This is a genomic window from Nocardioides zeae (genome assembly GCF_010686755.1).
Taxonomy (GTDB): Bacteria; Actinomycetota; Actinomycetes; order Propionibacteriales; family Nocardioidaceae; genus Nocardioides; species Nocardioides zeae.
In genome coordinates this window covers 172,697-197,120 of record NZ_JAAGXA010000007.1, presented here as the reverse complement: position 1 = coordinate 197,120, position 24,424 = coordinate 172,697, and the positions used below count along the sequence as shown (strand labels likewise).

The following is a 24,424-nucleotide window of genomic DNA, read 5'->3' as shown; positions in this document are numbered from 1 at the left end:
GGGTGACGCCCGACCCAGCGGCGGGTGAACCGATCAGCGCGCGGGCAGGGCCTCGGAGGTCAGCGTGGTGGCGAAGTCCACGAGCCGGTCCTCGCCGATCGTGCCGTAGACGACCACCACGGCCGTGTCGGTCTGCGGCGCCGCACCGGGGTCGGCGGTCTCCCCGTCCTCCCCCGCCGCGGTGGGCACCGGGACCTCGACCTGGGTGTAGAGCGCCTCGTCCTGGCCCTCGCTCGCCGCCGACCAGTCGCCGGACAGCAGCGGGTCGTCGTTGGGGACGTCGATGCCGCCGTCGACCTCGTAGGGGTCGCCCAGGACCCGGTCGAGGACGGCACCCGAGTCGCCCCGCACGACCTTGACCCCCACGAAGTCGTCGCCGTCGACGAGGATCCCGAGGGTCCACTCCGGGTTGGGCCCGAGCGGGAACCGGGCAGACGTGGCGACCCAGCCGTCGGGCAGCGTCGGCGGGTAGACGACCGGGAAGCCCGAGTCCTGCCCGGCCCGCACGGCCTCCACGTAGTCGACCTCGGCGACCGGCATGTCCGGGTCGGACCGCGCGAGGTCGCGCACCAGCACGAAGCCGAGCACCGCCAGGATGAGGACGACCATCGAGACGATCAGGCCGCTGAAGCTGCGGTTGTAGCGGCCGGGCCGACCGGCGGGCGGGGACGTCTGCGACACGGCCCCAGTGTCTCAACTCCCCGGCGACCACCCGACGGGCGGGTGGCGCACGGCCCTCGACCCGCCCGCACGTGCGGGTCCACCACGGCCCGGGACCCGCAGACACGACCCTGGCGCCCGACGAGAACCGCACGTGCGGCATGCTGTGCGTCGTGGACACCTACCGCGTGAGCGAAGCCGCCGAGCTGCTGGGCGTCAGCGACGACACCGTACGGCGCTGGATCGACGCCGGGCGCCTGCCCGCGCGCCGCGACGGCGGACGCACGGTCGTCGACGGGCCCGAGCTCGCGGCGTACCTCGCCGCGGAGGCGGACACGCCCACCGACCCCCGGGCGCGCTCGGTCAGCGCCCGGAACCGGCTGCCCGGCATCGTGACGCGGGTCGTCGCCGACACGGTGATGGCCCAGGTCGAGATCCAGTGCGGGCCCTACCGCGTGGTCTCGCTCATGAGCGCCGAGGCCGCCGCCGAGCTCGGCCTCGCGCCGGGCGCCCGCGCCGTCGCGTCCGTGAAGTCGACGAGCGTCGTCGTCGAACGTCCCTGAACCGCACCTCCCGACCGCCTCCCCCACCGCCTCGCCCACCGCCTCGTCCACCAGGAGCACCGTGAACCGCCCGACCCTGCGCACCGCCGCCCCCGTCCTCCTCCTCGCCCTGCTGCCCCTCGCCGCCTGCGGCGACGACGACACCGGCGCCGGGACCACCGACGGCGAGCTGAGCGGCTCCATCACCGTCGCGGCCGCCGCGTCGCTCACCGAGACGTTCGAGGACCTCGCCGAGCAGTTCGAGGCCGAGCACGACGGCGTCGAGGTCGACCTGGTCTTCGACTCCTCCGGCACGCTGGCCGACCAGGCCGCCGAGGGCGCACCGGGCGACGTGCTGGCGACGGCCGACCTCCGCTCGATGGAGCGGGCCGCCGACGCCCAGGCCGAGGAGCCGGTCGTCTTCGCGACCAACGACCTCGTGCTCGTCGCGCCGGCCGACAACCCGGCCGGCGTGACGGGCCTCGACTCCCTCGACGACCCGGACGTCACCTACGTGATCTGCGTCGAGACCGCGCCGTGCGGCGGCCTGTCGGCGGAGGCCCTCGCCGACGCCGGGGTGGAGCGCGAGCCCGCGAGCCTCGAGCCCGACGTGAAGGCGACGCTGTCGCGCGTGGTCGAGGACGAGGCCGACGCCGGTCTCGTCTACCGCACCGACGCCCTCGCCGCGGGCGACGACGTGCAGACGTTCGACCTGCCCGAGCGGCTGACCACCGAGTACCCGATCACCCTGCTGGACCAGAGCCGGAACACGGCCGTGGCGCAGGCCTTCATCGACTTCGTGCTGTCGTCGGCCGGCGCCGAGGTGTTCGCGGCGGCGGGGTTCGGCACCCCCTGACCCCGCAGACTCTCCCCATGACCGCGCGGTCCCCCCTCGGACGAGCGCCGGCCCTCCTCTGGGTGCCGGCGCTCGTCGCCGTGGTGTTCCTCGTCGTGCCGCTCGTCGCCCTCGTCGTCGCCACACCGTGGGCGTCGTTCATCGACGACCTGCGGACGCCGGAGGTGCGCGCCGCCCTGTGGCTGAGCCTCCGGACGTCATTGGCGACCGTCGTCGCGTGCGCGCTCGTCGGCACGCCGCTCGCGTGGGTGCTCGCGCGCGTGGAGTTCCGGGGGCGCGGGCTCGTGCGGGCGCTCGTCACCGTCCCCCTGGTGCTGCCGCCCGTCGTGGCCGGTGTCGCGCTCCTCGCGGCACTCGGCCGCAGCGGCCTCCTCGGGGCGCCCCTGCGGGACGCGACCGGCCTCACGCTCCCCTACACGACCGCGGCGGTCGTGCTCGCCCACACCTTCGTCGCCCTCCCCTTCTACGTGATCAGCGTCGAGGGGGCGCTGCGCAGTGCGGGCGAGGCCTTCGACGAGGCGGCTGCGGTGCTCGGCGCCACGCGGTGGCACACCTTCCGCCGCGTCACGCTGCCGCTCGCCCTCCCCGGCGTCGTCGCCGGCGGCGTACTGGCCTGGGCCCGGTCGCTGGGCGAGTTCGGGGCCACCGTGACGTTCGCCGGCAACTACCCCGGCACGACCCAGACGATGCCGTCGCGCATCTACGCGGTCTACCTCGACGATCCCGCCGCCGCCCGCACGCTGGCGATGATCCTGCTCCTCGCCTCGGTCGGGGTGCTGCTCCTCCTGCGCAACCGGTGGCTGACCCCGGGAGCCGCCGCGTGAGCACCCCCTTCCTCCACGCCCGGCTCGACGTGCCGGGTCGCCTGCACGCGACGGTCACGGCCGACGCGGGCGACGTCGTGGCCGTCGTCGGGCCCAACGGCGCCGGCAAGACGACGCTCGTGCGCTGCCTCGCCGGGCTGCTGCCCGACAGCGGGGAGCTCACCGTCGACGGTCGGTCGTGGTCCACCCCGCACGCGCTGCCGCGCGACCGCCGCGTGGGCCACGTCGTGCAGGGCCGTGACCTGTTCCCCCACCTCAGCGCCCGCGAGAACGTCGCCTTCGGCCTGCGGGCCCGGGGCGTCGACCGCCGTACGGCGCGCGCCCGCGCCACGACGGAGCTGGAGCGGCTCGGGGTGGGCGCCCTGGCCGACCGCCGTCCCCACCAGCTCTCCGGGGGCCAGGCCCAGCGGGTGGCCATCGCGCGGGCGCTCGTGACCGAGCCGCGCCTGCTCCTGCTCGACGAGCCCTTCACCGGGCTCGACGTGGGCGTCGCCGCCACGCTCCGCGTCGAGCTGGCGCGGCACCTGGCGTCGTACGACGGCGTCGTCGTGCTCGTCACCCACGACGCCGTCGACGCCCTCACGCTCGGCACCCGCATGGTCGTGCTCGAGGACGGCCGCGTGGCGCAGACGGGCACACCCACCGAGGTGGCCGCCCGGCCCCGCACCGACCACGTCGCGCGGCTCGTCGGCCTCAACCTCGTCGCCGCGGCCGACGGCGCCGGCCTGCTCGCGTTCCGGCCCAGCGCCGTCACGCTGTCGCCCACCGAGCCCAGCGGGTCGGCGCGCCTGCGCTGGGCGGGGCAGGTGAGCCAGCTGACGCCGTACGGCGACGGCGTGCGCGTCGGGGTGCGGACCTCCACGGGCCAGGACCTGATCGCCGACGTCACCGCTGCGGCCGTGGCCGAGCTGCTGCTGCAGCCCGGGACGCCCGTGTGGGCCAGCACCAAGGAGACCGCGGTCGTGCGCTACCCGGTCGACGCGTGAGGCGAGCCGGACTGGTCCACCGGCGGCGGCCGCGTCCCGCTACGATCCGCCCATGGCGACTGACCCCTCCGTGGTGACCGACCTTCCCGCCGGACTGCGCGTCGAGCCGGAGGCGCCCGACCGCAACCTGGCGCTCGAGCTGGTCCGCGTGACGGAGGCCGCGGCCATGGCCGCCGGCCGCTGGGTCGGTCGGGGCGACAAGAACGGCGCCGACGGCGTCGCGGTCAACGCCATGCGCGTCATGATCTCCAGCGTCGGGATGAACGGCGTCGTCGTGATCGGCGAGGGCGAGAAGGACGACGCCCCCATGCTGTTCAACGGCGAGCAGGTCGGCAACGGCACCGGTCCCGAGTGCGACGTGGCCGTCGACCCGATCGACGGCACGACGCTCACCGCCAAGGGCATGTCGAACGCCATCGCCGTGCTCGCGGTGGCGCCGCGGGGCTCGATGTACGACCCCTCCGCGGTCTTCTACATGGAGAAGCTGGTCGCCGGTCCCGACGCCGCCGACTCGGTCGACATCCGCCTCCCTGTCGCGGAGAACATCGCCCGCGTCGCCAAGTCCAAGAAGTCGGCCGCCGAGGACGTCACCGTCGTGCTGCTCGACCGGCCGCGCCACGCCCAGCTCGCGGAGGAGATCCGCAAGACCGGCGCGCGCATCAAGTTCATCTCCGACGGTGACGTCGCCGGCGCCATCGCCGCCGCCCGTGCCGGCTCGGGCGTGGACCTGCTGCTCGGCATCGGCGGCACGCCGGAGGGCATCATCGCGGCCTGCGCGATGAAGAGCCTCGGCGGCATCATCCAGGGTCGCCTCTGGCCCACCGACGACGACGAGCGCCAGCGCGCCCTCGACGCCGGCCACAACCTCGACCGCGACTTCGTGCTCGGCACGGACGACCTGGTCCAGGGCGACGACTGCTTCTTCGTGGCCACGGGCATCACCGACGGCGACCTCATGAAGGGCGTCCGCTACTCGGGCGGCGGCGCCATCACCGACTCGCTCGTCATGCGCTCCCGCAGCGGCACCATCCGCCAGGTCACCTCCGAGCACCGCCTCAGCAAGCTGCGCGCCTACTCGGCCATCGACTTCGAGCGCTGAGCCACCCCCGCCGCCACCCCGCCGCGACGTCGCCGCGGGGCACGCTCCGCGGCGACGTCGGGGCGCTCCGCGGGGGCGTCCCCATAATGGGACTCATGGTGAGCAGCGAGAGTCCCAGCGCGACGGACCCGGAGACGGCGCTGGAGGGCCTCGACGCCGGCCTGGCACCGGCGGAGGAGGAGCGCGTCGGCGAGGACGGGCTGCCGCCGGACCTCCCGCCCGAGTTGGCCGCGGTGCGGCGCTCCGACGAGCTCGTCGCTCCGGTGCGGGCCGACATCGAGCTCTGCTACCAGACCTACGGCGATCCCGCGGACCCCGCCGTGCTCCTCGTCATGGGGCTCGGTGGGCACCTCACCTGGTGGCCGGACCGGATGTGCCGGATGCTCGCGCTCGAGGGCTTCCACGTCGTGCGCTACGACAACCGCGACGTCGGTCGCTCCACCCGCGTCCGCGCCCGGGTGGGCAAGGCCAGCGTGGTGCAGGCGTTCCTCGGGCGGCCGGTCGCCGCGCCGTACACCATGGCGGACCTCGCCGAGGACGGCGTGCTCCTCCTCGACCACCTCGGCATCGACCGGGCACACGTGGCGGGTGTGTCGATGGGCGGGATGATCGCGCAGACCATCGCCGTCGACCACCCCGAGCGCGTGCTGTCGCTGACGTCGATCATGTCGACGACGGGCAACCGCCGCGTGGGCTGGCAGCACCCGCGGCTGATCCCCTCGCTGCTGTCGCCGCGGCGTCCCGACCTGGAGTCGTACGTCGCGAGCACGGCCCTCATGGCACGCCTGATCGGCTCGCCGGCCTACACCGACACCCCCGACGGGATCCGGGCCCGCGCGGTGGAGACCCACGGACGTGGCGTCAGCGGGAGCGGCATCCTGCGGCAGATGCTGGCGATCCTGACCCAGCCGGACCGCACGCGGGCGCTGGGCGAGCTGCGGATCCCGGTGTCCGTCGTCCACGGCAAGCAGGACCGGATGGTCCACGTCTCGGGGGGTCGCGCCACCGCGGCCGCCGTCCCCGACGCACGCCTCACGCTCGTGGAGGGCATGGGCCACGACCTTCCCGCCGGGCTCTGGCCGCTCTTCGTCGACGTGATCAGCCGCACGGCCGCCCGCGCGGCGTGACGCCCGACTCGACCGTGCCGCGACCTCACGAATTCCCGTCGCACCCCGTCTGACGTGGCGCGACGCGCTGGATCTCCTTGCAATTGCGGGCACCACGGTCTAGACCTGTGGTGCACACAACTCAAGGGAGAGGGAGTGGCAGATGGGTGACCCCCAAGGACGTGGGGCGGGCTCCGCGGTGAGGAGGGTCGGCATCGGCGCCGCCCTCGTGCTCGCCGCAGGAACGCTCTCCGCCTGCAGCAGCGACGGGAAACCGACGCTGAACTGGTACATCAACCCCGACGGTCAGGCCACGCTCACGTCACTGGCGGAGCGGTGCAGCACCGACGACTACGACATCGCGATCCAGCTCCTCCCGACGGGCGCCACCGACCAGCGCACCCAGCTCGCCCGGCGGCTCGCGGCCAACGACTCGTCGACCGACCTGATGAGCCTCGACCCGGTCTTCGTGGCGGAGTTCGCCAACGCGGGCTGGCTGGCGGAGTTCGAGGGCGACGCGGCCGACGCGGTCGTCGACGACGACGTGCTCTCGGGCCCCGCCGACACGGTGCAGTGGGACGACAAGGTCTACGCGGCGCCGCAGTGGGCGAACACGCAGGTGCTCTGGTACCGCCAGTCGCTCGCCGAGCAGGCCGGCATCGCCGACGCGCTGCAGGACGGCACCGCGACCTGGTCGCAGGTCATCGACGCGGCCTCCGAGAACGGCGCCACCGTCGGCGTCCAGGCGGACCGCTACGAGGCCTACATGGTGTGGATCAACTCGCTCGTGCAGGGCGCGGGCGGCGACATCGTCAGCGACACCGAGGCCGGGGTCGACGCCCAGGTGGACATCGACTCCGACGCCGGTCGTGCCGCCGCCGCGGTCGTCCAGCAGCTGGCCGACTCCCCCGCCGCCCAGTCCGACCTCTCCGTGTCCCGCGAGGGCACCTCGCTCGGCGCGATGTACGGCGACGGGCCCGGCGAGTTCATGACGAACTGGACGTTCGTCTACAAGAACTACGAGGGCACCGTCTCCGACGAGGAGTTCGCCGACCTCGCCTGGGCGCGCTACCCGCGCACCGTCGAGGGCGAGGAGTCCGCTCCCCCGGTCGGCGGCATCGACATCGGCGTGGGCGCGTTCAGCGAGCACCCCGACTGGGCCATCGAGGCCGCGCAGTGCGTCACCGACCCCGAGGCGCAGCTGCAGCTCGCGGTCAACGACGGCCTCATGCCCGCCCGGGCCTCGGTCTACGAGGAGCAGGAGCTCGTCGACGCGTACGACGCGGGTCTCCTCGACCTCTACCGCGAGAGCATCGAGGCCGGCGGCACCCGTCCGAAGAGCGCGTTCTACAACCAGATCTCGGGAGCCGTCCAGAGCACCTGGCACCCGCCGGCCTCGGTGGACCCCGAGAAGACGCCGCGCGAGTCCGCCGACTTCATCCGTGACGTCCTGCAGGGGAAGGCGCTGCTGTGAGCGCGACGACGACCGCACCGGCCGGGGTCGCGAAGACCCCGAAGTCGAAGAACGCCAGCGACCGCTCGGTCGCCGAGAACCGGTTGGGCATGAAGCTGGTCGCACCGGCGCTCGTGGTGATGCTGTTCGTCACCGCGTTCCCGATGCTCCAGGCCCTCTGGCTGTCCCTGTCCAACTACGCGCTCACCGCGCCCGACGACCGGAGCTTCGTCGGCGCGCAGAACTACGTGACCGCGCTGAGCGACCCGCTGTTCTGGCGCACCATGCTCGTGACCGTCGGGATCATGGTCGTGACGGTGTTCTTCGAGCTCGTCATCGGGTTCGTGTTCGCCCTGGTGATGCACCGCGTGATCTTCGCGCGCGGCATCATCCGCACCTCGATCCTCATCCCCTACGGCGTGATCACCGTCGTGTCGGGCTTCGCCTGGCAGTTCGCGTTCTCCTCGACCAACGGCTTCGTCAACGCCTGGGTGCCGTTCATCGAGGACAACTTCAACTGGTTCGGGGAGCAGTTCCCGGCCCTGTTCGCCATCTGCGTCTCCGAGATCTGGAAGACGACCCCGTTCATGTCGCTGCTGCTCCTCGCGGGTCTCGCGCAGGTCAGCGAGGACATGATCGAGGCGGCGAAGGTCGACGGCGCCACCTGGTGGCAGCGCATGTGGAAGGTGATCCTGCCGAACATGCGGGCGGCGATCATGGTCGCGATCCTGTTCCGCGCCCTCGACGCGTTCCGCATCTTCGACAACATCTTCGTGATGACGGGTGGTGCGGTGAACACGGAGTCGGTCTCGTTCCTCACCTACCGCCAGGTGATCGAGCAGTTCCAGATCGGCATGGGGTCCGCGTTGTCGGTGCTCCTGTTCCTCTCGGTGCTCGTCATCGCCTTCGGCATCGTCAAGCTGTTCCGCGTCGACCTGGCTGCGGCCCGGCAGGAGGGATGAGCGATGGGTAACACTCCGCTCCGCAAGGTCGGCATCGCGCTCGGTGCCGCACTGATCCTGATCTGGTGCCTGCTGCCGGTGGCCTGGATCATCTCGCTGTCCTTCAAGTCCCAGGAGTCCATCACCAACGGCTCCCCCGGCTTCTTCCCCTCCGAGGGCGGGTTCGCCGGCTGGGACAACTACGTCGCGGCCTGGGACAACGAGCAGTTCCGTCGGGCGATCTTCAACTCGATCGGCATCTCGCTCATCGCGACGCTGCTCTCCGTCATCGTGGCGACGCTCGCGGCGTACGCGATCGCGCGGCTGGAGTTCCGGGGCAAGAAGCTGGTGCTCTCCACGGCGCTGGCCATCGCGATGTTCCCGGTGGTGTCGCTGGTCGGTCCGCTGTTCGACATGTGGCGGGCGATCGGGCTGTACGACACGTGGCCCGGCCTGATCATCCCCTACATGTCGTTCACGCTGCCGCTCGCGATCTGGACGCTGGCTGCCTTCTTCCGGGAGATCCCGTGGGAGATGGAGCAGGCGGCCCAGGTCGACGGAGCGACGTCGTGGCAGGCCTTCCGCAAGGTGATCGTGCCGCTGGCCGCCCCGGGCGTGTTCACGGCCGCGATCCTGACGTTCTTCTTCGCGTGGAACGACTTCGTGTTCGGCATCTCGCTGACCTCGACCGAGGCGGCACGACCGATCCCGGCGTCCCTGTCGTTCTTCGTGGGGAGCGACCCGTTCAACCGGCCCGCCTCGCTGCTGGCCGCCGGTGCCGTCATCGCGACGCTGCCGATCATCGTCATCGTGCTGGCCTTCCAGCGCAAGATCGTCGCCGGGCTCACCTCCGGCGCAGTGAAGGGGTAATCGTGGCCGGCATCCAGATCAAGAACATCGTCAAGAAGTACGGCGACGGCTTCCCGGCCGTCAACGACGTCTCCATCGACATCGCGGACGGCGAGTTCGTCATCCTCGTCGGCCCGTCGGGCTGCGGGAAGTCGACGCTGCTGCGGATGATCGTGGGGCTGGAGGACATCACCTCCGGCGACATGATGATCGGCGACAAGCGCGTCAACGACCTCGCGCCGCGCGACCGCAACCTGGCGATGGTGTTCCAGAACTACGCGCTCTACCCGCACCTCACCGTCTACGAGAACATCGCGTTCCCGCTGCGGCTGGCGGGGGCCTCGGACTCCGAGGTCGACGCGAAGGTGAAGGAGGCGTCGAAGACGCTCGAGCTCGACGAGCACCTGCAGCGCAAGCCCGGCAACCTGTCGGGTGGTCAGCGCCAGCGCGTGGCCATGGGTCGCGCGATCGTGCGCGACGCCGACGCGTTCCTCTTCGACGAGCCGCTGTCCAACCTCGACGCGAAGCTCCGCGGCCAGATGCGCAGCGAGATCGCGCGCCTGCAGAAGAAGCTCGGCATCACGACGGTCTACGTCACCCACGACCAGACCGAGGCGATGACGCTGGGCGACCGCGTCGCGGTGCTCAAGCGGGGCGTGCTGCAGCAGCTCGCGTCGCCGCGGGAGCTCTACGAGAACCCGGGCAACCTGTTCGTCGCGGGCTTCATCGGCTCCCCGCCGATGAACTTCCTGCCCGCCGAGGTCGAGGGCACCAGCGTCAAGCTGCCCTTCGGCACAGTGGAGATCCCGGCGGACAAGGCCGAGAAGGCGGCCGGCAGGGGCCTCCTCATCGCCGGCATCCGGCCGGAGGCGTTCGAGGACGCGTCGCTCGTCGACGAGGCCCGCGCGGGCGGGTCGACCTTCTCCGGCAAGGTCGAGTTCGTCGAGTGGCTGGGCAGCGAGACCTACGCCTACCTGCCGTTCGAGGCGCCGCCGGAGGTCGTCAAGCAGCTCGAGCAGCTGGAGAAGGACCTCGACGGCGACTCGCTCCGCACGCAGCTCGTCATCAGCCTCGACGGCGCCAGCCGCGTCCGGGAGGGCGACCAGGCGGAGATCTGGGTCGACACCTCCAAGATGCACCTGTTCGACCCGGCGACCGGCGAGAACCTCACGGTGGACCTGTCCAACGCGGGCCGCATCCCGGCGCTCGACTCGGGCGTCCCCGCCTGACGCTCCACCCCGCAGCGGGCCGTCCTCGACGTACGTCGTCGGGGGCGGCCCGCTCCGTCGTGCGCCGAGCCGGGCTGTTCGCCGCGGCAGGTGCGTCGAGTTGTCACGTACGCCGCGGCGCCTGCGCCGGGCTGGGGCCTCCGCGACGGGATGTACGCCGAGTTGTCACCTACGCCGCGACCGGCCGGCCGGCCCGTCATTCGTACGCGTGAGGTCGTCCTGTGCGCTTGTCCACCTCGACGCTCCGAGGTCGTGCGTCTCGTCCAGCTCGACGCACCCGACGCGACGTACGTGACAACTCGACGCGACGTTCAGCGGCCGCCGAGCGGCTTCCGCTTCCGCTTGCGCTCGCCGGGCATGGGCTTGCGCACCACGGAGACGCCGCCCATGAGCGCGACGCCCTTGACCCGCACGATCGGCGAGTTCTGGTCGAGCTGCGCCTCGACCTTGTCGCGCTCCTGCGCGAAGCCGCCCATGATGCCGACGCCGTCGACGATCACGTGGGTCCAGGCGTTGACGGCGATCTCGACGCCGCCCATGAGCGCGTTCGCGTGGATCGTGACCTCCCGCTGCGCGAAACGCGCCTCCCGCAGGTCGATCTCCGCGCCGCCCATCAACGTGAACACGGTGTGCGTCGCGCCGATCTCCCAGATGCCCTTCCGCTCGACGCCACCCATGATGGCGACGCTCGAGGGGTAGTGGACGGCCGGCACCGAGGCCCCCGTCGCGGTCTTCTCGAACGACACAGGCGCGGGGCCGGCAGGCCCGGCCGGTCGCGTCGGCATCCCGGACACGCCGTACGGCGCGACCGGCATCCCCGGCGAGGTCGGCGCCTCGCCGGGGATGTCGGCCACGATGGGCACGAGGTCGGCGTAGATCTTCGCCGCGTAGGTCGCCTCGAGCCGCTCCTCGAGCTCGTCCGTCTCGAGACGTCCCTCGCCGGCGGCGCCCTGGAGCAGCTCGGCGACCTTGTGCCGGTCGGCGTCGGAGATGCGCAGCTGCGACGGATCGGTCGTCATGGCCCCACCCTAGGCAACCGACGACCCGCGACGTACTGACGTCTGTCACGGGCTCCCGACCGAGCTGGCCCCACCGTCGACGTACACCGTGCCCCCGAGCTCGAGGAACTCCGCCGCCTTCGCGCGCATCCCCGCCTCGGCCTCCCCCGCCGACGCACCCTCGGTACCGCTCCCGAACCGGTCACGGACGTCCTGGCTGATCCGCATCGAGCAGAACTTCGGCCCGCACATCGAGCAGAAGTGCGCCGTCTTCGCCGCCTCGGCGGGCAGCGTCTCGTCGTGGAAGGCCTCGGCGGTGACGGGGTCGAGCGACAGCGCGAACTGGTCGCGCCACCGGAACTCGAACCGTGCCGTCGACAGCGCGTCGTCCCAGGCCCGCGCACCGGGGTGCCCCTTCGCCACGTCGGCGGCGTGCGCGCTCAGCTTGTAGGTGATGACGCCCGTCTTCACGTCGTCGCGGTCGGGGAGCCCGAGGTGCTCCTTCGGCGTCACGTAGCAGAGCATCGCCGTGCCGTGCATCGCGATCGTCGCCGCGCCGATGGCGGAGGTGATGTGGTCGTAGCCCGGCGCGACGTCCGTCGCCAGCGGGCCCAGCGTGTAGAACGGCGCGCCGTGGCACCACTCCTGCTGCAGCCGCACGTTCTCCTCGACGAGGTCGAGCGGCACGTGGCCCGGTCCCTCGACCATGACCTGCACGTCGTGCTCCCAGGCGCGGGTCGTCAGGTCGGCGAGGGTGCGCAGCTCCGCGAGCTGCGCGGCGTCGTTGGCGTCCGCCACCGACCCGGGTCGCAGGCCGTCGCCGAGGCTGATGCTGACGTCGTACGACGCGAGGATCGCGCACAGCTCGTCGTAGTGCTCGAACAGGAAGTTCTCGCGGTGGTGCGCGAGGCACCAGCCCGCCATGATCGAGCCGCCGCGCGACACGATGCCGGTGACGCGCTCCGCGGTGAGCGGCACGTGGCGCAGGAGCACGCCCGCGTGGACCGTCATGTAGTCGACGCCCTGCTCGCACTGCTCGACGACGGTGTCGCGGAAGACCTCCCACGTCAGGCGGTCCGCCTCGCCGTCGACCTTCTCCAGCGCCTGGTAGATCGGGACGGTGCCGATCGGGACCGGCGCGTTGCGCAGGATCCACTCGCGGGTGGTGTGGATGTCGTCGCCCGTCGAGAGGTCCATGACGGTGTCGGCGCCCCACGTGACGGCGTGCGTGAGCTTGTCGACCTCCTCCGCGATCGAGCTGGTCACCGCCGAGTTGCCGATGTTGGCGTTGACCTTCACGAGGAAGCGCCGCCCGATGATCATCGGCTCGGCCTCGGGGTGGTTGACGTTGAGCGGGATGATCGCGCGCCCGGCGGCCACCTCGCTCCGCACGAGCTCCACGTCGCAGCCCTCACGCGCCGCGACGTACCGCATCTCCGGCGTCACGACGCCCGCCCGCGCGTAGTGCAGCTGGGTGACGCGTCGGCCCGGGAGCGCGCGCCGCGGCGTGCGCCGCTCGCCGCGCCACGCCGCGCTGGCCTCCCCGCGCCGCACGGCGGCCCGGCCGTCGTCGCTGAGGCGGGCGGCACGGCCGGCGTACTCCTCGGTGTCGCCCCGCGCCGCGATCCACGCGGCGCGCAGCGGGGGCAGCCCGACCTCGGGGTCGGAACCCGGGCCGGCGGTGGTGTACCGGTCGAACGTCTCGCCGTTCGTCAGCGCGACGCGGGTGACGGGCACCCGCACGGGCGTCCCGTCGGGCCCGGGCGGGCCGTCGACGAGCACGCGGGAGTGGGCGGGGTGGACGGGCTGGCTGGTCGTCGGACCGGTCATGGGGTCGCTCCTGTCGGGAGGGGGTGGACGTGGGCGACGGGGCCGCGGCCCCGTCCGAGCCGCCAGGGTGCGGAGCGCACGAGCTGGCGGGTGGTGTACGCCGCGGCGCGGTCGGCCGCGGTGGCGAGGCTCGCGCCGTGGGCGAGGTGCGCGGCGAGGGCCGACGCGTAGGTGCAGCCGGAACCGTGGTCGTTGCGCGTGGCGACGCGGGGGTGGCGCAGCGGCCGAGGCTCCGCGCCGGGCAGCGCCAGCCAGTCCGTGCAGCACGGGTCGGGGGCGTCGTCGCGGGGGTCCGGTCCGCCGGTGAGCAGCACGGCCGGCCCCAGCAGCGCCAGGTCGCCGGCCAGGTCGCGCGCGGGGGTGGGGTCGTCGGCCGCGCGCCCCAGGAGCGCCCGGGCCTCGTCGACGTTGGGCGTGACGACCGTGGCGACGGGCAGCAGGGCGTCGACGTACGCCGCGACCACCGCCGCGTCGCCGAGCACCGCACCGCTCGTCGCGACCAGCACGGGGTCGACCACCAGCGGACGTGTGGGCGTGCCGGGCAGCAGCTCCCCGACGACCTCGACCACGGCGGGCGAGCCGAGCATGCCGGTCTTGACGGCCGCCAGCGGGAGGTCGCCCACGACGGCGTCGACCTGCGCGGCCACCACCGCGGGAGGCACCGCGTGGACCGCGTGCACCGCCGTCGTGTCCTGGGCGGTGACGGCCGTGACCACGCAGGCGCCGTGCACGGCGAGCGCCGCGAACGTCGTGAGGTCCGCGGCGGTGCCGGCGGCACCCCCGGAGTCGGTGCCGGCCACGCTGAGCACGACCGGAGGGGTCAGGGGCGAGGTCGGGTGCGGGGTCATGCCGCCTCCCCCCGGGGATGCGCGAGCTCGGCGAGCAGCGCCGCCACCTCCGCCGCCGGGTCCGTCGCGCGCATCACCGCACCCATGACGGCGACGCCGTGGGCACCGGCGGTCATCGCGGCCGCGACGTTGCGGGCGTCGACGCCCCCGAGCGCGAGGACCCGGGTGGCCGACCCGGCCGTGAGGCGACGGGCCGCGGCGTACGTCGCCGGTGGCTGGGCAGGTCCGTAGCCCGGCTTGCTCGGCGTCGCCGCGAACGGGGAGAGCGTCACGTAGGAGGCGCCCCCGCCCACGGCGGCCGCCACCTCGTCGAGGTCGTGGCAGGAGCGGCCGACGGCGGTGCCGGGCTGACCGGCCGCCAGGTGCACGCCGTGGGCGCCCGGCACCAGCGTGCGGGAGGCGAGCACCGTGAGCCCGGGGACGTCGCGCAGGCGTGCCACGAGCGCGGCCCGCTCGGCGAGGGCCAGGTCGTGCTCCCGCACGACGACGGTGCGCAGGCCCGCCGCCGCGCACTCGCGGACGGTCCGCACGAGCCCCCGGCCGAGCCGGAGCTGCGACCGGTCGGTGAGGAGCACGAGGTCGCCGCTCACGCGCTCACCCGCCCGGTCGTCGGGCTGGAGGCGCGGGCGACGGTACGGCGCGGGATCCGCCCCGCGCCGTACGCCGCCCGTCCCGCCTCGACCGCCAGCCGCAGCGCGCCCGCCATGGCCACGGGGTCGGCGGCCCGCGTCACCGCCGAGGCCGCGAGCACCGCGTCGCACCCCAGCTCCAGGGCCAGGGCGGCGTCGCTGGGCGCGCCGATGCCGGCGTCGAGGACGACGGGCACGGCGCGACCGGTGCCGGCGACGGCGGCGACCACGGCCTCGACGGCGGTCGGGTCGACGATGCCCAGTCCCGAACCGATGGGGGAGCCCAGGGGCATGACCGCCGCGCAGCCCACGTCGACGAGGCGCCGGGCGACGCCGACGTCGGTCGTCGTGTAGGGCAGCACCGCGAACCCGCGGGCCACGAGCTGCTCGGCGGCGTCGACCAGCTCCACGACGTCCGGGAGGAGCGTCGCGTCGTCGGTGACGACCTCGAGCTTGACGAGGTCGGTGCCCAGCGCCTCGCGCGCCAGCTCGGCGGTGAGCACGGCCTCCCGGGCGCTGCGGCAGCCGGCGGTGTTGGGCAGGACCGGTACGCCGCGGCGCACGATCGCCGCCAGCAGACCGGCCTCCGCGCGGGTCGACGTGCGGCGCACGCTCACCGTGACCATGCCGGGCCGCGCGGCGTCGAGGACCGGGTCGAGCAGCGCCGGGTGCGGCAGGCCGCCCGTGCCGAGGAGGAGCCGGGACGACAGCACGGTCCCGGCGACGACGAGGTCGGTCATCCGCCCTGCACCGCCGTCACGATCTCGACGACGTCGCCGTCGGCCAGCGGGGTGCGGTCGTGGTCGGCGCGCCGCACGACGACGCCGTTGAGGGCGACCGCGTGGCCGGCGGGGTCGCCGACCGTGCTCGCGACGAGGGCGGCGACGGTGGTGGCGTCGGTGGGGGTGGGTTCACCGTTGAGCGCGAGCAGGGGCACGGGTGTCTCCTTCGTCGATCGGGGCGGGCTGGTCGGCGGCCGCGAGCAGGTGGGCGAAGCGGCGGGGGTCGAGGGCGGGCTCGGGCGCGGCGTCGTGCTCGACCTGGTCGGCGACGAGCCGCGCGACGAGCGGGGCGAGGAGCACGCCGTGGCGGAACAGGCCCGCGGCGAGGAGCACACGGGCCCCGTCGCGCCCGGCCGCGCCGGGCGCCGGGCCCACGAGCGGGAGGTGGTCGGGGGTGGCGGGCCGGTCACGGGCGGTGGCCTCGACGAGCTCGGCGCGCTCGATCCCGGGCAGCAGGGTGCGTGCGGCGTCGAGCAGGCGCAGCACGCCGCCCGCGGTCACGACCGGGGGCGCGTCGTGCTCCTCGGAGGTCGCTCCGACGACCACCTCGACGGACGGTCGCGCGACGCCACACTGCAGCGGTCGAACGGGACCGCGCGGCACGACGTACACCGGCTCCCCCCGCACCCAGCCCCGCACCACGCGCTCCGGCGGGTCGTCGGTGCGCAGGCGCAGCACCTCGCCTCGCACCCCCCGCACGAGCGGCGTCCACGGCGCGGGGAGGACCGCCCCGGTGGCGACGACCTCGACGTCCGGGCGGAAGCCGTCCGGCACGGTGGGCGCCACGGGCAGGCGCGCCCGCAGGGCGGCGACGACGGCCCGCGGGTCGACGGCGTGGTCGTCGGGCAGGTGGAGGCCGCCGGCGACGCGCCCGAGGGTGGGCTCGCGGCGACGTACCTCCGCGGCCGTCCACGGCTCCGCCTCCCGGCCGAGCGCCGCCAGCAGCGACGCCTGGCGCTCGACCTGCTGGAGGTCGCCGTGGTCGTGGCCGACGAGCACGGTGCCGCAGGGACGGAGGTCGACGCCGAGACGGGCCGCCCAGGCGGGCCACTCCCCCGCGCTCCGCACCCCCAGGTCGAGCAGGGCCTCCTCGCCCCACCACACCTCGGCGGACGGGCTCAGCATGCCGGCGGCGGCGTACGACGCACCCGAGCCCGGCGACGGGTCGACGACGCGCACCGTGTGACCGCGGCGGGCGAGCTCGTCGGCGACCGCGAGCCCCACGATGCCGGCACCGCGCACGAGCACGCGCACGCCCTCCCGGCCCTCCCGGCCCTCCGCGGGCATCAGAGGGCTCCGAGCAGGGCCTCCGCGGCGTCGAGGGGATCCGGTTGTCGCCACACGGAGCCGATGACGGCGACGCCGTGCGCACCGGCGGTGACCGTGGCGCGGGCGAGGCCGGGCGTGATGCCGCCGATGGCGACGAGCGGGAGCACGCCGGCGGCGCGCGTCACGGCGGCCACGCCGAGCGGGTCGGGCAGGCCGACCTTCGACGTGGTCGCGGCCACGGGGCCGAACCCGGCGTAGTCGGCACCCGCAGTCCGGGCCGCGACCACGGCGTCCCGGTCGCGACAGGTGGCTCCGACGAGGAAGCCGGGCGGGGCGACGCGGTCGGCGATCGCGCGGGCCCGCGCCACCGGCAGGTCGTCGGCACCGAGGTGGACGCCGTCGGCACCGGCCGCCAGGGCCACGTCGAGACGGTCGTCCACGAGCACCGGAGCACCCGCGGGACGTGCCGCCGCGAGGACCGCGGCCGTGAGGGACAGCAGCTCGGCGGTGGTGACCTCCTTGGCCCGCACCTGGAAGCCGACGGCGCCGGCCGGACCGAGGGCGGCGAGGTTCCCGACGAGGTCGAGGGGATCGGACGGGGCGACGATGATCGTCAGGCGCGGCACTCCGGTGGCCGCGCCGCTGCGCACAGCGGACACGAGAACGCTCCTCACTTCCTGCGCCGGCATGACCCGGATCAGGTTCGACGGTCGGAGCGGCCTCAGCCCCATCTCAGCCCACTGCCGTGGACTCCCGTGGTGGAATGCCCGCCACCGTACGCGGCCCGTCCCGCGGGCTGTCAAGGGCCGGACGGACACGCGAGGTGAGGTGAGCCTTACCAAGGGCGGTCGGAGCGGCAGGGCTACGGTGCGTGTCCGTGAGCACCTCCGGACTCCCCGCCCCGGGCGACGACTTCCGCTACTCCGACCTCCTCCCGATCGGGCCGGACACCACGCCGTACCGGCTGGTGACGACCGAGGGCGTGAGCACGATCGAGGTCGACGGGCAGACCTTCCTCAAGGTCGCCCCGGAGGCCATCCGGCGGCTCACCGCCGAGGCGATGCACGACATCTCGCACTTCCTGCGCCCGGCCCACCTGGCCCAGCTGCGCAGGATCATCGACGACCCCGAGGCGAGCGGGAACGACCGCTTCGTGGCGCTCGACCTGCTCAAGAACGTGAACATCTCCGCCGGCGGCGTGCTGCCGATGTGCCAGGACACGGGCACGGCGATCGTCATGGGCAAGAAGTCCGAGGGGGTGCTCACGGGCATCGACGACGGCGAGGCGATCAGCGCGGGCGTGTACGACGCGTACACCCAGCTCAACCTGCGGTACTCGCAGCTGGCGCCGCTGACGACGTACGAGGAGAAGAACACCGGCACCAACCTCCCGGCGCAGATCGAGATCTACTCGACGCCCCAGACGTCGGGGAAGCCGGAGTACAAGTTCCTCTTCATGGCGAAGGGCGGCGGCTCGGCCAACAAGTCGTTCCTGTTCCAGGAGACGAAGGCGATCCTCAACCCGAAGCGGCTGCTCGAGTTCCTCGACGAGAAGATCCGCTCGCTCGGCACGGCCGCGTGCCCGCCCTACCACCTCGCCGTCGTCATCGGCGGCACGAGCGCGGAGTTCGCGCTGAAGACCGCCAAGTACGCCTCGGCGCACTACCTCGACGACCTGCCGACCGAGGGGTCGATGGCCGCCCACGGCTTCCGCGACACGGAGCTCGAGGAGGAGGTCTTCAAGCTGACCCAGGGCTTCGGGATCGGTGCGCAGTTCGGCGGCAAGTACTTCTGCCACGACGTCCGCGTCGTCCGGCTCCCCCGCCACGGTGCGTCGTGCCCCGTCGCGATCGCCGTGTCGTGCTCCGCCGACCGCCAGGCGCTCGGCAAGATCACGCCCGACGGCGTCTTCCTCGAGCAGCTCGAGACGGACCCGGCGCAGTACATGCCGGACGCCGGCACCACCGAGGACATCGAGGGCGGCGAGGTCGTCGCCGTCGACCTCAACCGGCCGATGAGCGAGATCCTCGCCCAGCTGTCGCAGTACCCCGTCAAGACGCGGCTCTCGCTGACCGGCCCGCTCGTCGTGGCACGCGACATCGCGCACGCGAAGATCCAGGAGCGCCTGGACGCCGGCGAGGAGATGCCGGACTACCTCAAGAACCACCCCGTCTACTACGCCGGCCCCGCCAAGACGCCCGAGGGCATGGCGTCGGGCTCGTTCGGCCCGACGACGGCGGGACGCATGGACTCCTACGTGAAGTCGTTCCAGGCCGCGGGCGGCTCGATGGTCATGCTGGCCAAGGGCAACCGCTCGAAGCAGGTCACCGAGGCGTGCAACGAGCACGGCGGGTTCTACCTCGGCTCCATCGGCGGCCCGGCGGCCCGGCTCGCGCTGGACTGCATCAAGAGCCAGGAGATCATCGAGTACCCCGAGCTCGGCATGGAAGCCGTCTGGAAGATCGAGGTCGAGGACTTCCCCGCCTTCATCGTGGTCGACGACAAGGGCAACGACTTCTTCACCGACCCGTCGGGTGCGGTCACCGTGCCGCTCAGCGGGATCCGGGTGCGCTCGCGGGAGAAGTGAGTCGTTCCCGCGCGCTGGTTCGCGTGGGGTGGGCCAGGGCGGGCCAGGGTCAGGGCGTCTCGAGCGCCACGAGGTAGCGGCGCGTCATGACCGCCTGAACGGTCGACGTGAGCGGGCCGCCGAGGCGCGCGAGCCGGGACGCCGGACGGGAGAACGCGTCGACGGTGAAGCGCACGACGCCGTCGTCCGCGATCGACAGCACGAACGCCTCCTCCCCCTCCTCCGGGTGCCCCGGCAGGGTTCCGTAGGCGAACCCCCGTCGCTGGTCCTCGTCCACGACGTCGACGACCCGGACTGGCGCGTCGACACCGACGAACCCGACGACGGGCAGCGCGAGCCGCACCACCGCGACGGTCCCGACGGTGAGGCTCCCGCCGTCGGCCCGTACGGCGGCACCCGACCGCCGCTGCACCTGCCAGTCGTCGAGCGCCGCGACCGCCGCCTCGAAGTGGTCGCGACCGTGGCCGACCACGCGCGCCGCCCGCAGGCGCTGGTAGCCGGGGGGCGCCTCCTCGCCGTCGAGCGTGGTGCCGAGCCTGTCGGTGACGTAGGTCAGCTCGGCCGCACGCAGCCGGGCGGCCTCGGACTCGTCGAGCGGTCGGAGCGTGCGGGCGCGGGGAGACACGCCTGCGATGGTGCCACGGGGTGGTGCGGGGTGGTGCGGGCCGCTGCTGCCGCGGCCTCGACCGTAGGGTCCCCGCGTGGACGACGTGACGGTGACGCTGAGCCAGGACGAGGCACTGGTGCTCTGGGCGGCCCTGCGCCGGTGGAACGACTCCGACGCGCTCGACGGGCTGCTGCTCGACGGCGAGCCGACGGCCCTCCACGGGTTGCTGGAGGCGCTCCGTCGCACGCTGGCCGCGACCGAGGGCGTCGACCCGTCGCAGGTCAACGCCGCGCGGAGCCGGCTCGTGGGCTGAACGGCGGGCGCGGCCGACGCCAGCGTCCGGACGCGAGGATCGCGCCGAGCAGGCGCGCGGGGGAGGTCGCTCCCCGGATCTCGTCGAACTCTGCTGCCGGAGCTGCCAGGAGCCCGTGTGCTCGCGCGGGCACGCCGAGTGCGCTAGCGAGGTCGAGCACCGCACCCGGGTGGTTCGCTCCGCCGGCGGGGCCGACCTCGTCAGAACGCCACCACCCGTCGGCCGTCCTCGTCTCCACGAGTCGGCCGCCCCGGTGGAGCTCCACCCGGGAGACCCCTGCACCGCGTTCGAGGAGGACGACGTCGGCTCTCGCCGCAGCCACGCTCGCGAGGTGCGCGAGCAGGCCGGCGTCGGCGGCGCCGCCGGGTCGGTGGGCGATCCACCCGTCCCCGAGGTCTGCTGCGCTGGCGCCGCCGCCGGTGCGCACCGCGACATCGACAGCCCTGGCGACGCCGTGCGTCCCCCGCCGGTGCACCACGAGTGACGAGGACACCGCGGGCGGCACGACCGGGGGGAGCCGGAGGCACACGGCCAACGCCTGGACGAGGGCAGGCACGTCGTCGTGGCTGTCGATGGCCCGCTCCAGCGCACGCGCCAGACCGCCCTCGACAGCAGCCACGAGTGGCGAGGGCCCGAACAGCGCCAGCAGCGTGGCCATCAGCGCAGCGCTTCCTGGCGCAGTGGCGGCATGCGCCCCCACTTGTGTCGCCCACGGGCACCACGAGATGCCGACCAACGCACCGGCCTCCCGGACCATCACGCTCAGGTTGCCGTGGAGCTCGCCCGCGGTCGCGTGCCAGGTCTCCGCCACGACCATCGCGTCAACCGCGTCAACCGCGTCAACCGCGTCAACCGCGTCGGGGAGGATGGAGCGGAGATCACCCAGGACGGTGGTCCTTGCGTCCGGGTCCAGCGGACCCGTGGGTTCTGCCCACCACGCCGGCGTCCACCCGCCCGTCGTCGGACCCACCTCGAACCAGTCGATCGAAGCGGTCGCACGCAATGTTGCTGCGAGGTCTGACTGCTGCGCGGCGACGAGGGCGAACACCCCTGCATTGAACCGTGCGCTCGTCCCTGCCCCGCGTGCAGCACGTCGTCAACGCACGGAGTCGTCGTGCTGGTGATGGCCGGTGCCTCACTCGCGGCGGGTGAAGCGGAGCTTGCCGGTGCCGAGCCTCTCGACGAGGTAGAGCGGGTCGTGGATCTGGTGGTGGTGCTGGTCGCAGAGGAGGCAGCCGTCGCGGGTGTTGGTGTGGCCGCCGTTGGCCCATGCGGTGAGGTGGTGGGCGTGGGTCTGGTGGGGCGGTCTCGTGCAGCCTTCGGCGACGCAGCCGCCGTCGCGGAGGGCCATGGCGAGGCGCATGGCCCGGGTGTGGAAACGGGTCGTGCGGCCGAGGTCGAGTACCTCGCTCTTCGTGCCGAGGACGGCGGGGATGATCCCTGCTTCGCACGCGAGCCGGCGGGCTTCGGATGCGCTGAGGGTGCCGCCGGTGTCGAGGGATGCTGATGCGAGGCCCCCGCGGAGTGATTCGAGGGTCATCGTGACCACGACGGTCGCGCCCATGCCGCCGGTGGCGGGGAGGTCCCTGTGGTCGAGCATCTCCAGCAGCTGCTGGAAGGCCTGTCCGTAGCGTTCGGGTGTGGGCCGTCCGGCGACGAACCGCTGCTCGAGGTCCTCGCTGGTGTTGAGGTGTCGTGGGGCGGCGTAGGGGTCGAGGGCTTTGCGGAGCATGGCGCCGTGGAGCTCGGGGAGGGTGAACCGGCCGTGGACCTTGCCGTGCCCGTCGGAGACCATCGAGAGGCGCGACGCGGCGCGGGCGTCGCGTTCTTCCTTCTCCAGCAGTGCAGCCTCGTGCGCTTCGCCGATGTCGGGGGCGATGACGGTGAGGATCTTCTTCCCCAGCACCCGCAGGGCGCGGGCGTCGTGGTCGGCGGCGTACCCGACCAGCACCTCCTCCGCCCGCAACAGCAGGGCGGGATCCAGTTCGCCAGGTAGCGCGTCGAGGGCCTTGACGATGACGTCGGCCTGCTCGAGGTCCACGACGCCGGTCAGGCAGCCGGGGCCGAGATACGCCCGATACCGACCCGTGTCCTCGCCGACGGCGGCCCCGACGCGAGCGAACCGGTAGGCATCGCGCCGTGTCAACGCCCCCGCGTTCGCCAGCCACACCGCCGCGGTCGAGGCACCGTTCTCCCGGTGCAGCTCGACGTCCTCGGCGTGCTGCACCAACACCGCGACCAGCGCTGAGGCGCGTGCCACGAGCCGGTGGGCGTCGATGAGCGCGGCCCCGGTCTGCGGGGCGCTCAACCACCCCAGACCCGTACGTCCGTCGGCGTCCAGCACCGCCGTGGCCACCCGGATCGCCTCCAACACCGGATGCCCCACATCGACCCCACCCGCACCCGAGGCCACGCCCGGCACCACCCACCCAGGCTCGGGATCCGCGACGGGCTCAGCCGCGTCGTACCAACCCTCCCGGTCCACGATCCGGCACCCGCGCGTCGCCTCCTCAGGCCACTCTCCGGTGGTGAAGGCGTGCTCCAACCAGTCCGGCACCGGCACCTCGACCAGGAAATCCGCAGGAGGCTCCGGCACCGGTGGCCCGAAGCCATCGGCGTCACCAGAAGAGCTGACCCCCGTCATGGCCACCACTCAACCCGCACCCACCGACAGTCCTGAGCGAGGACCGACCAGGCGACGTACCGCCTGGGGACAACCACCCCGACCGGACGCTCACAGCAGTGCGCGTTACGTACGGCTCGACGCCACGAACCCCGCCGAACGTCCCAGCTCGACGGGGCTCAGCGGACGCCGGCGTCCTCCCGCACGGGCGTCTCGGTTCGGGCAGCCGTACCCGCGAGCACCGCGTCGACGGACAACCGGCCCGGGCCGACGGCGGCCAGCACGAGGCCCAGCACGCCGAGGACCGCGACGAGCTCCCAGCCGCCCTCGGTCACGAAGACGGTCGTACCGCGGTGGGCGAACCAGAACGCTCCGGCGAGGACGGCGGCGACCAGCACCCCGGCGACCGGCGTGAGGAGACCGAGGAGCAGGAGCGCTCCCCCGACCAGCTCGACGCCGGCGGTGAAGGTGGCGGCCGCATCGGGGAGCGGGACCTGCATGGCGTCGAACCCCTGCCCCGTGGCGTCGAGGCCGTTGGTCGAGACCTTCTGCCAGCCGTGGGCGATGAGCACGACACCGGTGACGAGGCGGGCCAGCAGGAGCGCGACGTCCTCGGCGACGGCGGGTGCGGGCGAGACGAGCGTGCTGAACACGAGAACCTCCGAGATAGGTTGACAGTTCAAGCGATGACGTTACCGGCCAGACCCAACGCGGGACGACCTGCGGGTGACGGCCCGGGAGAGCAGCCGGGAAAACCGGTTGGATCACCACCCGGTCGGTCAGGCAGGGTTCGCCCCATGGGTCAGCCCGCCGCCAAGGTCGTCCGCCGCCTGACGCGGGCACACGAGAAGGACCGTGCCGTCCGGCTCCGGTTGGGCGGGCGTCGGCGACCCACGTGGGGATACGTGCTGGCCCTCACCGACAGCTGGGTGGTCGTGCACGTGCTGACGGACGGGTACTTCCTCGACGAGGTCACGCTGGTCCGCCTCCAGGACGTCGAACGCGTGGACAAGGACCCCGCCCCTGACTTCACGCGACGTGTGGTCGACGGTCTCGGGGTGCCCGTCGCGACCCTCGACGCCGCCCCCGGGGCGACGCTCGGCCTCCTGCTGCGGTCGCTCGCCGACCGGGGCCGGCTGGTGCTGCTGCACCAGCGCGTGGCCCCCGACTACCTGCACGTCGAGGTCGGAATCATCCTCGCCGTGGGCAAGAAGCACCTCAAGTTCCACGCCGTCAAGGGCGACGGGCGCTGGTGGCCCACGTGGGGCCGACGTCAATTGGCCCGGATCGAGCGCGTCAGCGTCGGCGGCCGCTACCTCGCCGCCCTCGAGCGCTTCGGCGATCCGCCACCCGCCCACGACACCGGCTCCTGAGCCCCGCCTAGGCTCGCCCC

26 protein-coding genes and 1 riboswitch are annotated in these 24,424 nt (G+C 73.4%); of the genes, 13 read left to right on the top strand and 13 right to left on the bottom strand.

Translation table 11 applies throughout. The features are described 5' to 3' along the window. Window positions 1-33: 33 nt before the first annotated feature. Window positions 34-681, bottom strand: coding sequence for a DUF4245 family protein (locus tag G3T38_RS11975; protein ID WP_163772525.1), 648 nt, complete (start codon window positions 679-681; stop codon window positions 34-36). A gap of 152 nt (window positions 682-833) precedes the next feature. On the opposite strand from G3T38_RS11975, the gene G3T38_RS11970 reads away from it, so the two are divergent. The 10 genes from G3T38_RS11970 to G3T38_RS11925 all read left to right on the top strand — a co-directional run bounded on the left by G3T38_RS11970 (window position 834) and on the right by G3T38_RS11925 (window position 10,545). After that, window positions 834-1,223, top strand: a complete 390-nt coding sequence (locus G3T38_RS11970) for a TOBE domain-containing protein (protein WP_163772524.1) — start codon at window positions 834-836, stop codon at window positions 1,221-1,223. A gap of 61 nt (window positions 1,224-1,284) precedes the next feature. Then, window positions 1,285-2,058, top strand: a complete 774-nt coding sequence (gene modA, locus G3T38_RS11965; protein ID WP_163772523.1) for a molybdate ABC transporter substrate-binding protein — start codon at window positions 1,285-1,287, stop codon at window positions 2,056-2,058. 17 nt (window positions 2,059-2,075) lie between these two features. Beyond that, a complete protein-coding gene (locus G3T38_RS11960; RefSeq protein WP_163772522.1) occupies window positions 2,076-2,882 on the top strand; it encodes an ABC transporter permease in 807 nt (268 codons plus the stop codon). Next, on the top strand, window positions 2,879-3,868 hold the full coding sequence (locus G3T38_RS11955) for an ATP-binding cassette domain-containing protein (RefSeq protein ID WP_163772521.1): 990 nt from the start codon (window positions 2,879-2,881) through the stop codon (window positions 3,866-3,868). The genes G3T38_RS11960 and G3T38_RS11955 overlap by 4 nt, the downstream gene beginning before the upstream one ends. Before the next feature lie 52 nt (window positions 3,869-3,920). Further along, the gene (gene glpX, locus G3T38_RS11950) at window positions 3,921-4,967 is read left to right on the top strand and encodes a class II fructose-bisphosphatase (RefSeq protein ID WP_174267893.1); all 1,047 of its coding nucleotides are present in this window, start codon (window positions 3,921-3,923) and stop codon (window positions 4,965-4,967) included. A gap of 95 nt (window positions 4,968-5,062) precedes the next feature. Beyond that, the gene (locus tag G3T38_RS11945) at window positions 5,063-6,094 is read left to right on the top strand and encodes an alpha/beta hydrolase (RefSeq protein WP_163772520.1); all 1,032 of its coding nucleotides are present in this window, start codon (window positions 5,063-5,065) and stop codon (window positions 6,092-6,094) included. A 142-nt stretch (window positions 6,095-6,236) separates the two neighbouring features. After that, entirely contained in the window at window positions 6,237-7,547 is a 1,311-nt protein-coding gene (locus tag G3T38_RS11940) for an extracellular solute-binding protein (protein WP_163772519.1), read from the top strand. Next, the gene (locus tag G3T38_RS11935; protein WP_338037611.1) at window positions 7,544-8,488 is read left to right on the top strand and encodes a carbohydrate ABC transporter permease; all 945 of its coding nucleotides are present in this window, start codon (window positions 7,544-7,546) and stop codon (window positions 8,486-8,488) included. The genes G3T38_RS11940 and G3T38_RS11935 overlap by 4 nt, the downstream gene beginning before the upstream one ends. Window positions 8,489-8,491: 3 nt before the next feature. Further along, window positions 8,492-9,337, top strand: coding sequence for a carbohydrate ABC transporter permease (locus G3T38_RS11930; RefSeq protein ID WP_163772518.1), 846 nt, complete (start codon window positions 8,492-8,494; stop codon window positions 9,335-9,337). A gap of 2 nt (window positions 9,338-9,339) precedes the next feature. Beyond that, window positions 9,340-10,545, top strand: a complete 1,206-nt coding sequence (locus tag G3T38_RS11925) for a sn-glycerol-3-phosphate ABC transporter ATP-binding protein UgpC (protein ID WP_163772517.1) — start codon at window positions 9,340-9,342, stop codon at window positions 10,543-10,545. A gap of 311 nt (window positions 10,546-10,856) precedes the next feature. On the opposite strand, the gene G3T38_RS11920 is transcribed toward G3T38_RS11925, so the two are convergent. From G3T38_RS11920 to G3T38_RS11885, 8 genes are all read right to left on the bottom strand, one after another. Continuing rightward, the gene (locus G3T38_RS11920; RefSeq protein ID WP_163772516.1) at window positions 10,857-11,564 is read right to left on the bottom strand and encodes a DUF1707 SHOCT-like domain-containing protein; all 708 of its coding nucleotides are present in this window, start codon (window positions 11,562-11,564) and stop codon (window positions 10,857-10,859) included. 45 nt (window positions 11,565-11,609) lie between these two features. Next, complete coding sequence (gene thiC, locus G3T38_RS11915) at window positions 11,610-13,373, bottom strand: phosphomethylpyrimidine synthase ThiC (protein ID WP_163772515.1); 1,764 nt, start codon at window positions 13,371-13,373, stop codon at window positions 11,610-11,612. Further along, complete coding sequence (thiD, locus tag G3T38_RS11910; RefSeq protein WP_241728778.1) at window positions 13,370-14,221, bottom strand: bifunctional hydroxymethylpyrimidine kinase/phosphomethylpyrimidine kinase; 852 nt, start codon at window positions 14,219-14,221, stop codon at window positions 13,370-13,372. Before thiD ends, thiC begins: the two co-directional genes overlap by 4 nt. After that, the gene (locus tag G3T38_RS22690; protein ID WP_163772514.1) at window positions 14,218-14,811 is read right to left on the bottom strand and encodes a thiamine phosphate synthase; all 594 of its coding nucleotides are present in this window, start codon (window positions 14,809-14,811) and stop codon (window positions 14,218-14,220) included. The genes thiD and G3T38_RS22690 overlap by 4 nt, the downstream gene beginning before the upstream one ends. After that, window positions 14,808-15,590, bottom strand: a complete 783-nt coding sequence (locus G3T38_RS11900) for a thiazole synthase (protein ID WP_163772513.1) — start codon at window positions 15,588-15,590, stop codon at window positions 14,808-14,810. Before G3T38_RS11900 ends, G3T38_RS22690 begins: the two co-directional genes overlap by 4 nt. After that, complete coding sequence (thiS, locus tag G3T38_RS11895; protein ID WP_163772512.1) at window positions 15,587-15,787, bottom strand: sulfur carrier protein ThiS; 201 nt, start codon at window positions 15,785-15,787, stop codon at window positions 15,587-15,589. Before thiS ends, G3T38_RS11900 begins: the two co-directional genes overlap by 4 nt. Further along, window positions 15,762-16,919 (bottom strand): FAD-dependent oxidoreductase, encoded by a 1,158-nt coding sequence (locus G3T38_RS11890; RefSeq protein WP_174267892.1) that lies wholly within the window; start codon window positions 16,917-16,919, stop codon window positions 15,762-15,764. The genes thiS and G3T38_RS11890 overlap by 26 nt, the downstream gene beginning before the upstream one ends. After that, entirely contained in the window at window positions 16,919-17,560 is a 642-nt protein-coding gene (locus G3T38_RS11885) for a thiamine phosphate synthase (protein WP_206675857.1), read from the bottom strand. The genes G3T38_RS11890 and G3T38_RS11885 overlap by 1 nt, the downstream gene beginning before the upstream one ends. Continuing rightward, window positions 17,558-17,668: riboswitch (TPP riboswitch) on the bottom strand. Its footprint overlaps the gene before it by 3 nt. A 110-nt stretch (window positions 17,669-17,778) precedes the next feature. Here G3T38_RS11885 and G3T38_RS11880 point away from each other — a divergent pair. Next, window positions 17,779-19,488 (top strand): FumA C-terminus/TtdB family hydratase beta subunit, encoded by a 1,710-nt coding sequence (locus G3T38_RS11880; protein ID WP_163772510.1) that lies wholly within the window; start codon window positions 17,779-17,781, stop codon window positions 19,486-19,488. 49 nt (window positions 19,489-19,537) lie between these two features. Here the strand turns inward: G3T38_RS11880 and G3T38_RS21650 are convergent, their stop codons facing one another. After that, entirely contained in the window at window positions 19,538-20,113 is a 576-nt protein-coding gene (locus tag G3T38_RS21650; RefSeq protein ID WP_338037610.1) for a DUF1990 family protein, read from the bottom strand. 76 nt (window positions 20,114-20,189) lie between these two features. Here G3T38_RS21650 and G3T38_RS22685 point away from each other — a divergent pair, with 76 nt between their 5' ends. Further along, a complete protein-coding gene (locus G3T38_RS22685; protein WP_163772509.1) occupies window positions 20,190-20,408 on the top strand; it encodes a hypothetical protein in 219 nt (72 codons plus the stop codon). Here G3T38_RS22685 and G3T38_RS11865 read toward each other — a convergent pair. From G3T38_RS11865 to G3T38_RS11855, 3 genes are all read right to left on the bottom strand, one after another. Then, window positions 20,377-21,219, bottom strand: coding sequence for a hypothetical protein (locus G3T38_RS11865; RefSeq protein ID WP_163772508.1), 843 nt, complete (start codon window positions 21,217-21,219; stop codon window positions 20,377-20,379). The two genes, G3T38_RS22685 and G3T38_RS11865, sit on opposite strands and share 32 nt — an antisense overlap. 324 nt (window positions 21,220-21,543) lie before the next feature. Next, on the bottom strand, window positions 21,544-23,052 hold the full coding sequence (locus G3T38_RS11860; protein WP_163772507.1) for an HNH endonuclease signature motif containing protein: 1,509 nt from the start codon (window positions 23,050-23,052) through the stop codon (window positions 21,544-21,546). A 158-nt stretch (window positions 23,053-23,210) separates the two neighbouring features. Continuing rightward, window positions 23,211-23,684, bottom strand: coding sequence for a DoxX family membrane protein (locus G3T38_RS11855; RefSeq protein WP_163772506.1), 474 nt, complete (start codon window positions 23,682-23,684; stop codon window positions 23,211-23,213). 144 nt (window positions 23,685-23,828) lie between these two features. Here G3T38_RS11855 and G3T38_RS11850 point away from each other — a divergent pair, with 144 nt between their 5' ends. Continuing rightward, a complete protein-coding gene (locus tag G3T38_RS11850; RefSeq protein ID WP_163772505.1) occupies window positions 23,829-24,404 on the top strand; it encodes a hypothetical protein in 576 nt (191 codons plus the stop codon). The last annotated feature ends 20 nt before the right edge of the window (window positions 24,405-24,424 follow it).

Coding starts and splice junctions, on each gene's coding strand:
- thiD (WP_241728778.1), bottom strand. CDS start 14,221: ATGACCCCGCACCCGACCTCGCCCCTGACCCCTCCGGTCGTGCTCAGC.
- G3T38_RS11920 (WP_163772516.1), bottom strand. CDS start 11,564: ATGACGACCGATCCGTCGCAGCTGCGCATCTCCGACGCCGACCGGCAC.
- G3T38_RS11900 (WP_163772513.1), bottom strand. CDS start 15,590: ATGACCGACCTCGTCGTCGCCGGGACCGTGCTGTCGTCCCGGCTCCTC.
- thiC (WP_163772515.1), bottom strand. CDS start 13,373: ATGACCGGTCCGACGACCAGCCAGCCCGTCCACCCCGCCCACTCCCGC.
- glpX (WP_174267893.1), top strand. CDS start 3,921: ATGGCGACTGACCCCTCCGTGGTGACCGACCTTCCCGCCGGACTGCGC.
- G3T38_RS11930 (WP_163772518.1), top strand. CDS start 8,492: ATGGGTAACACTCCGCTCCGCAAGGTCGGCATCGCGCTCGGTGCCGCA.
- G3T38_RS11860 (WP_163772507.1), bottom strand. CDS start 23,052: ATGACGGGGGTCAGCTCTTCTGGTGACGCCGATGGCTTCGGGCCACCG.
- G3T38_RS11960 (WP_163772522.1), top strand. CDS start 2,076: ATGACCGCGCGGTCCCCCCTCGGACGAGCGCCGGCCCTCCTCTGGGTG.
- G3T38_RS11850 (WP_163772505.1), top strand. CDS start 23,829: ATGGGTCAGCCCGCCGCCAAGGTCGTCCGCCGCCTGACGCGGGCACAC.
- G3T38_RS11945 (WP_163772520.1), top strand. CDS start 5,063: ATGGTGAGCAGCGAGAGTCCCAGCGCGACGGACCCGGAGACGGCGCTG.
- G3T38_RS11940 (WP_163772519.1), top strand. CDS start 6,237: ATGGGTGACCCCCAAGGACGTGGGGCGGGCTCCGCGGTGAGGAGGGTC.
- G3T38_RS11890 (WP_174267892.1), bottom strand. CDS start 16,919: ATGCCCGCGGAGGGCCGGGAGGGCCGGGAGGGCGTGCGCGTGCTCGTG.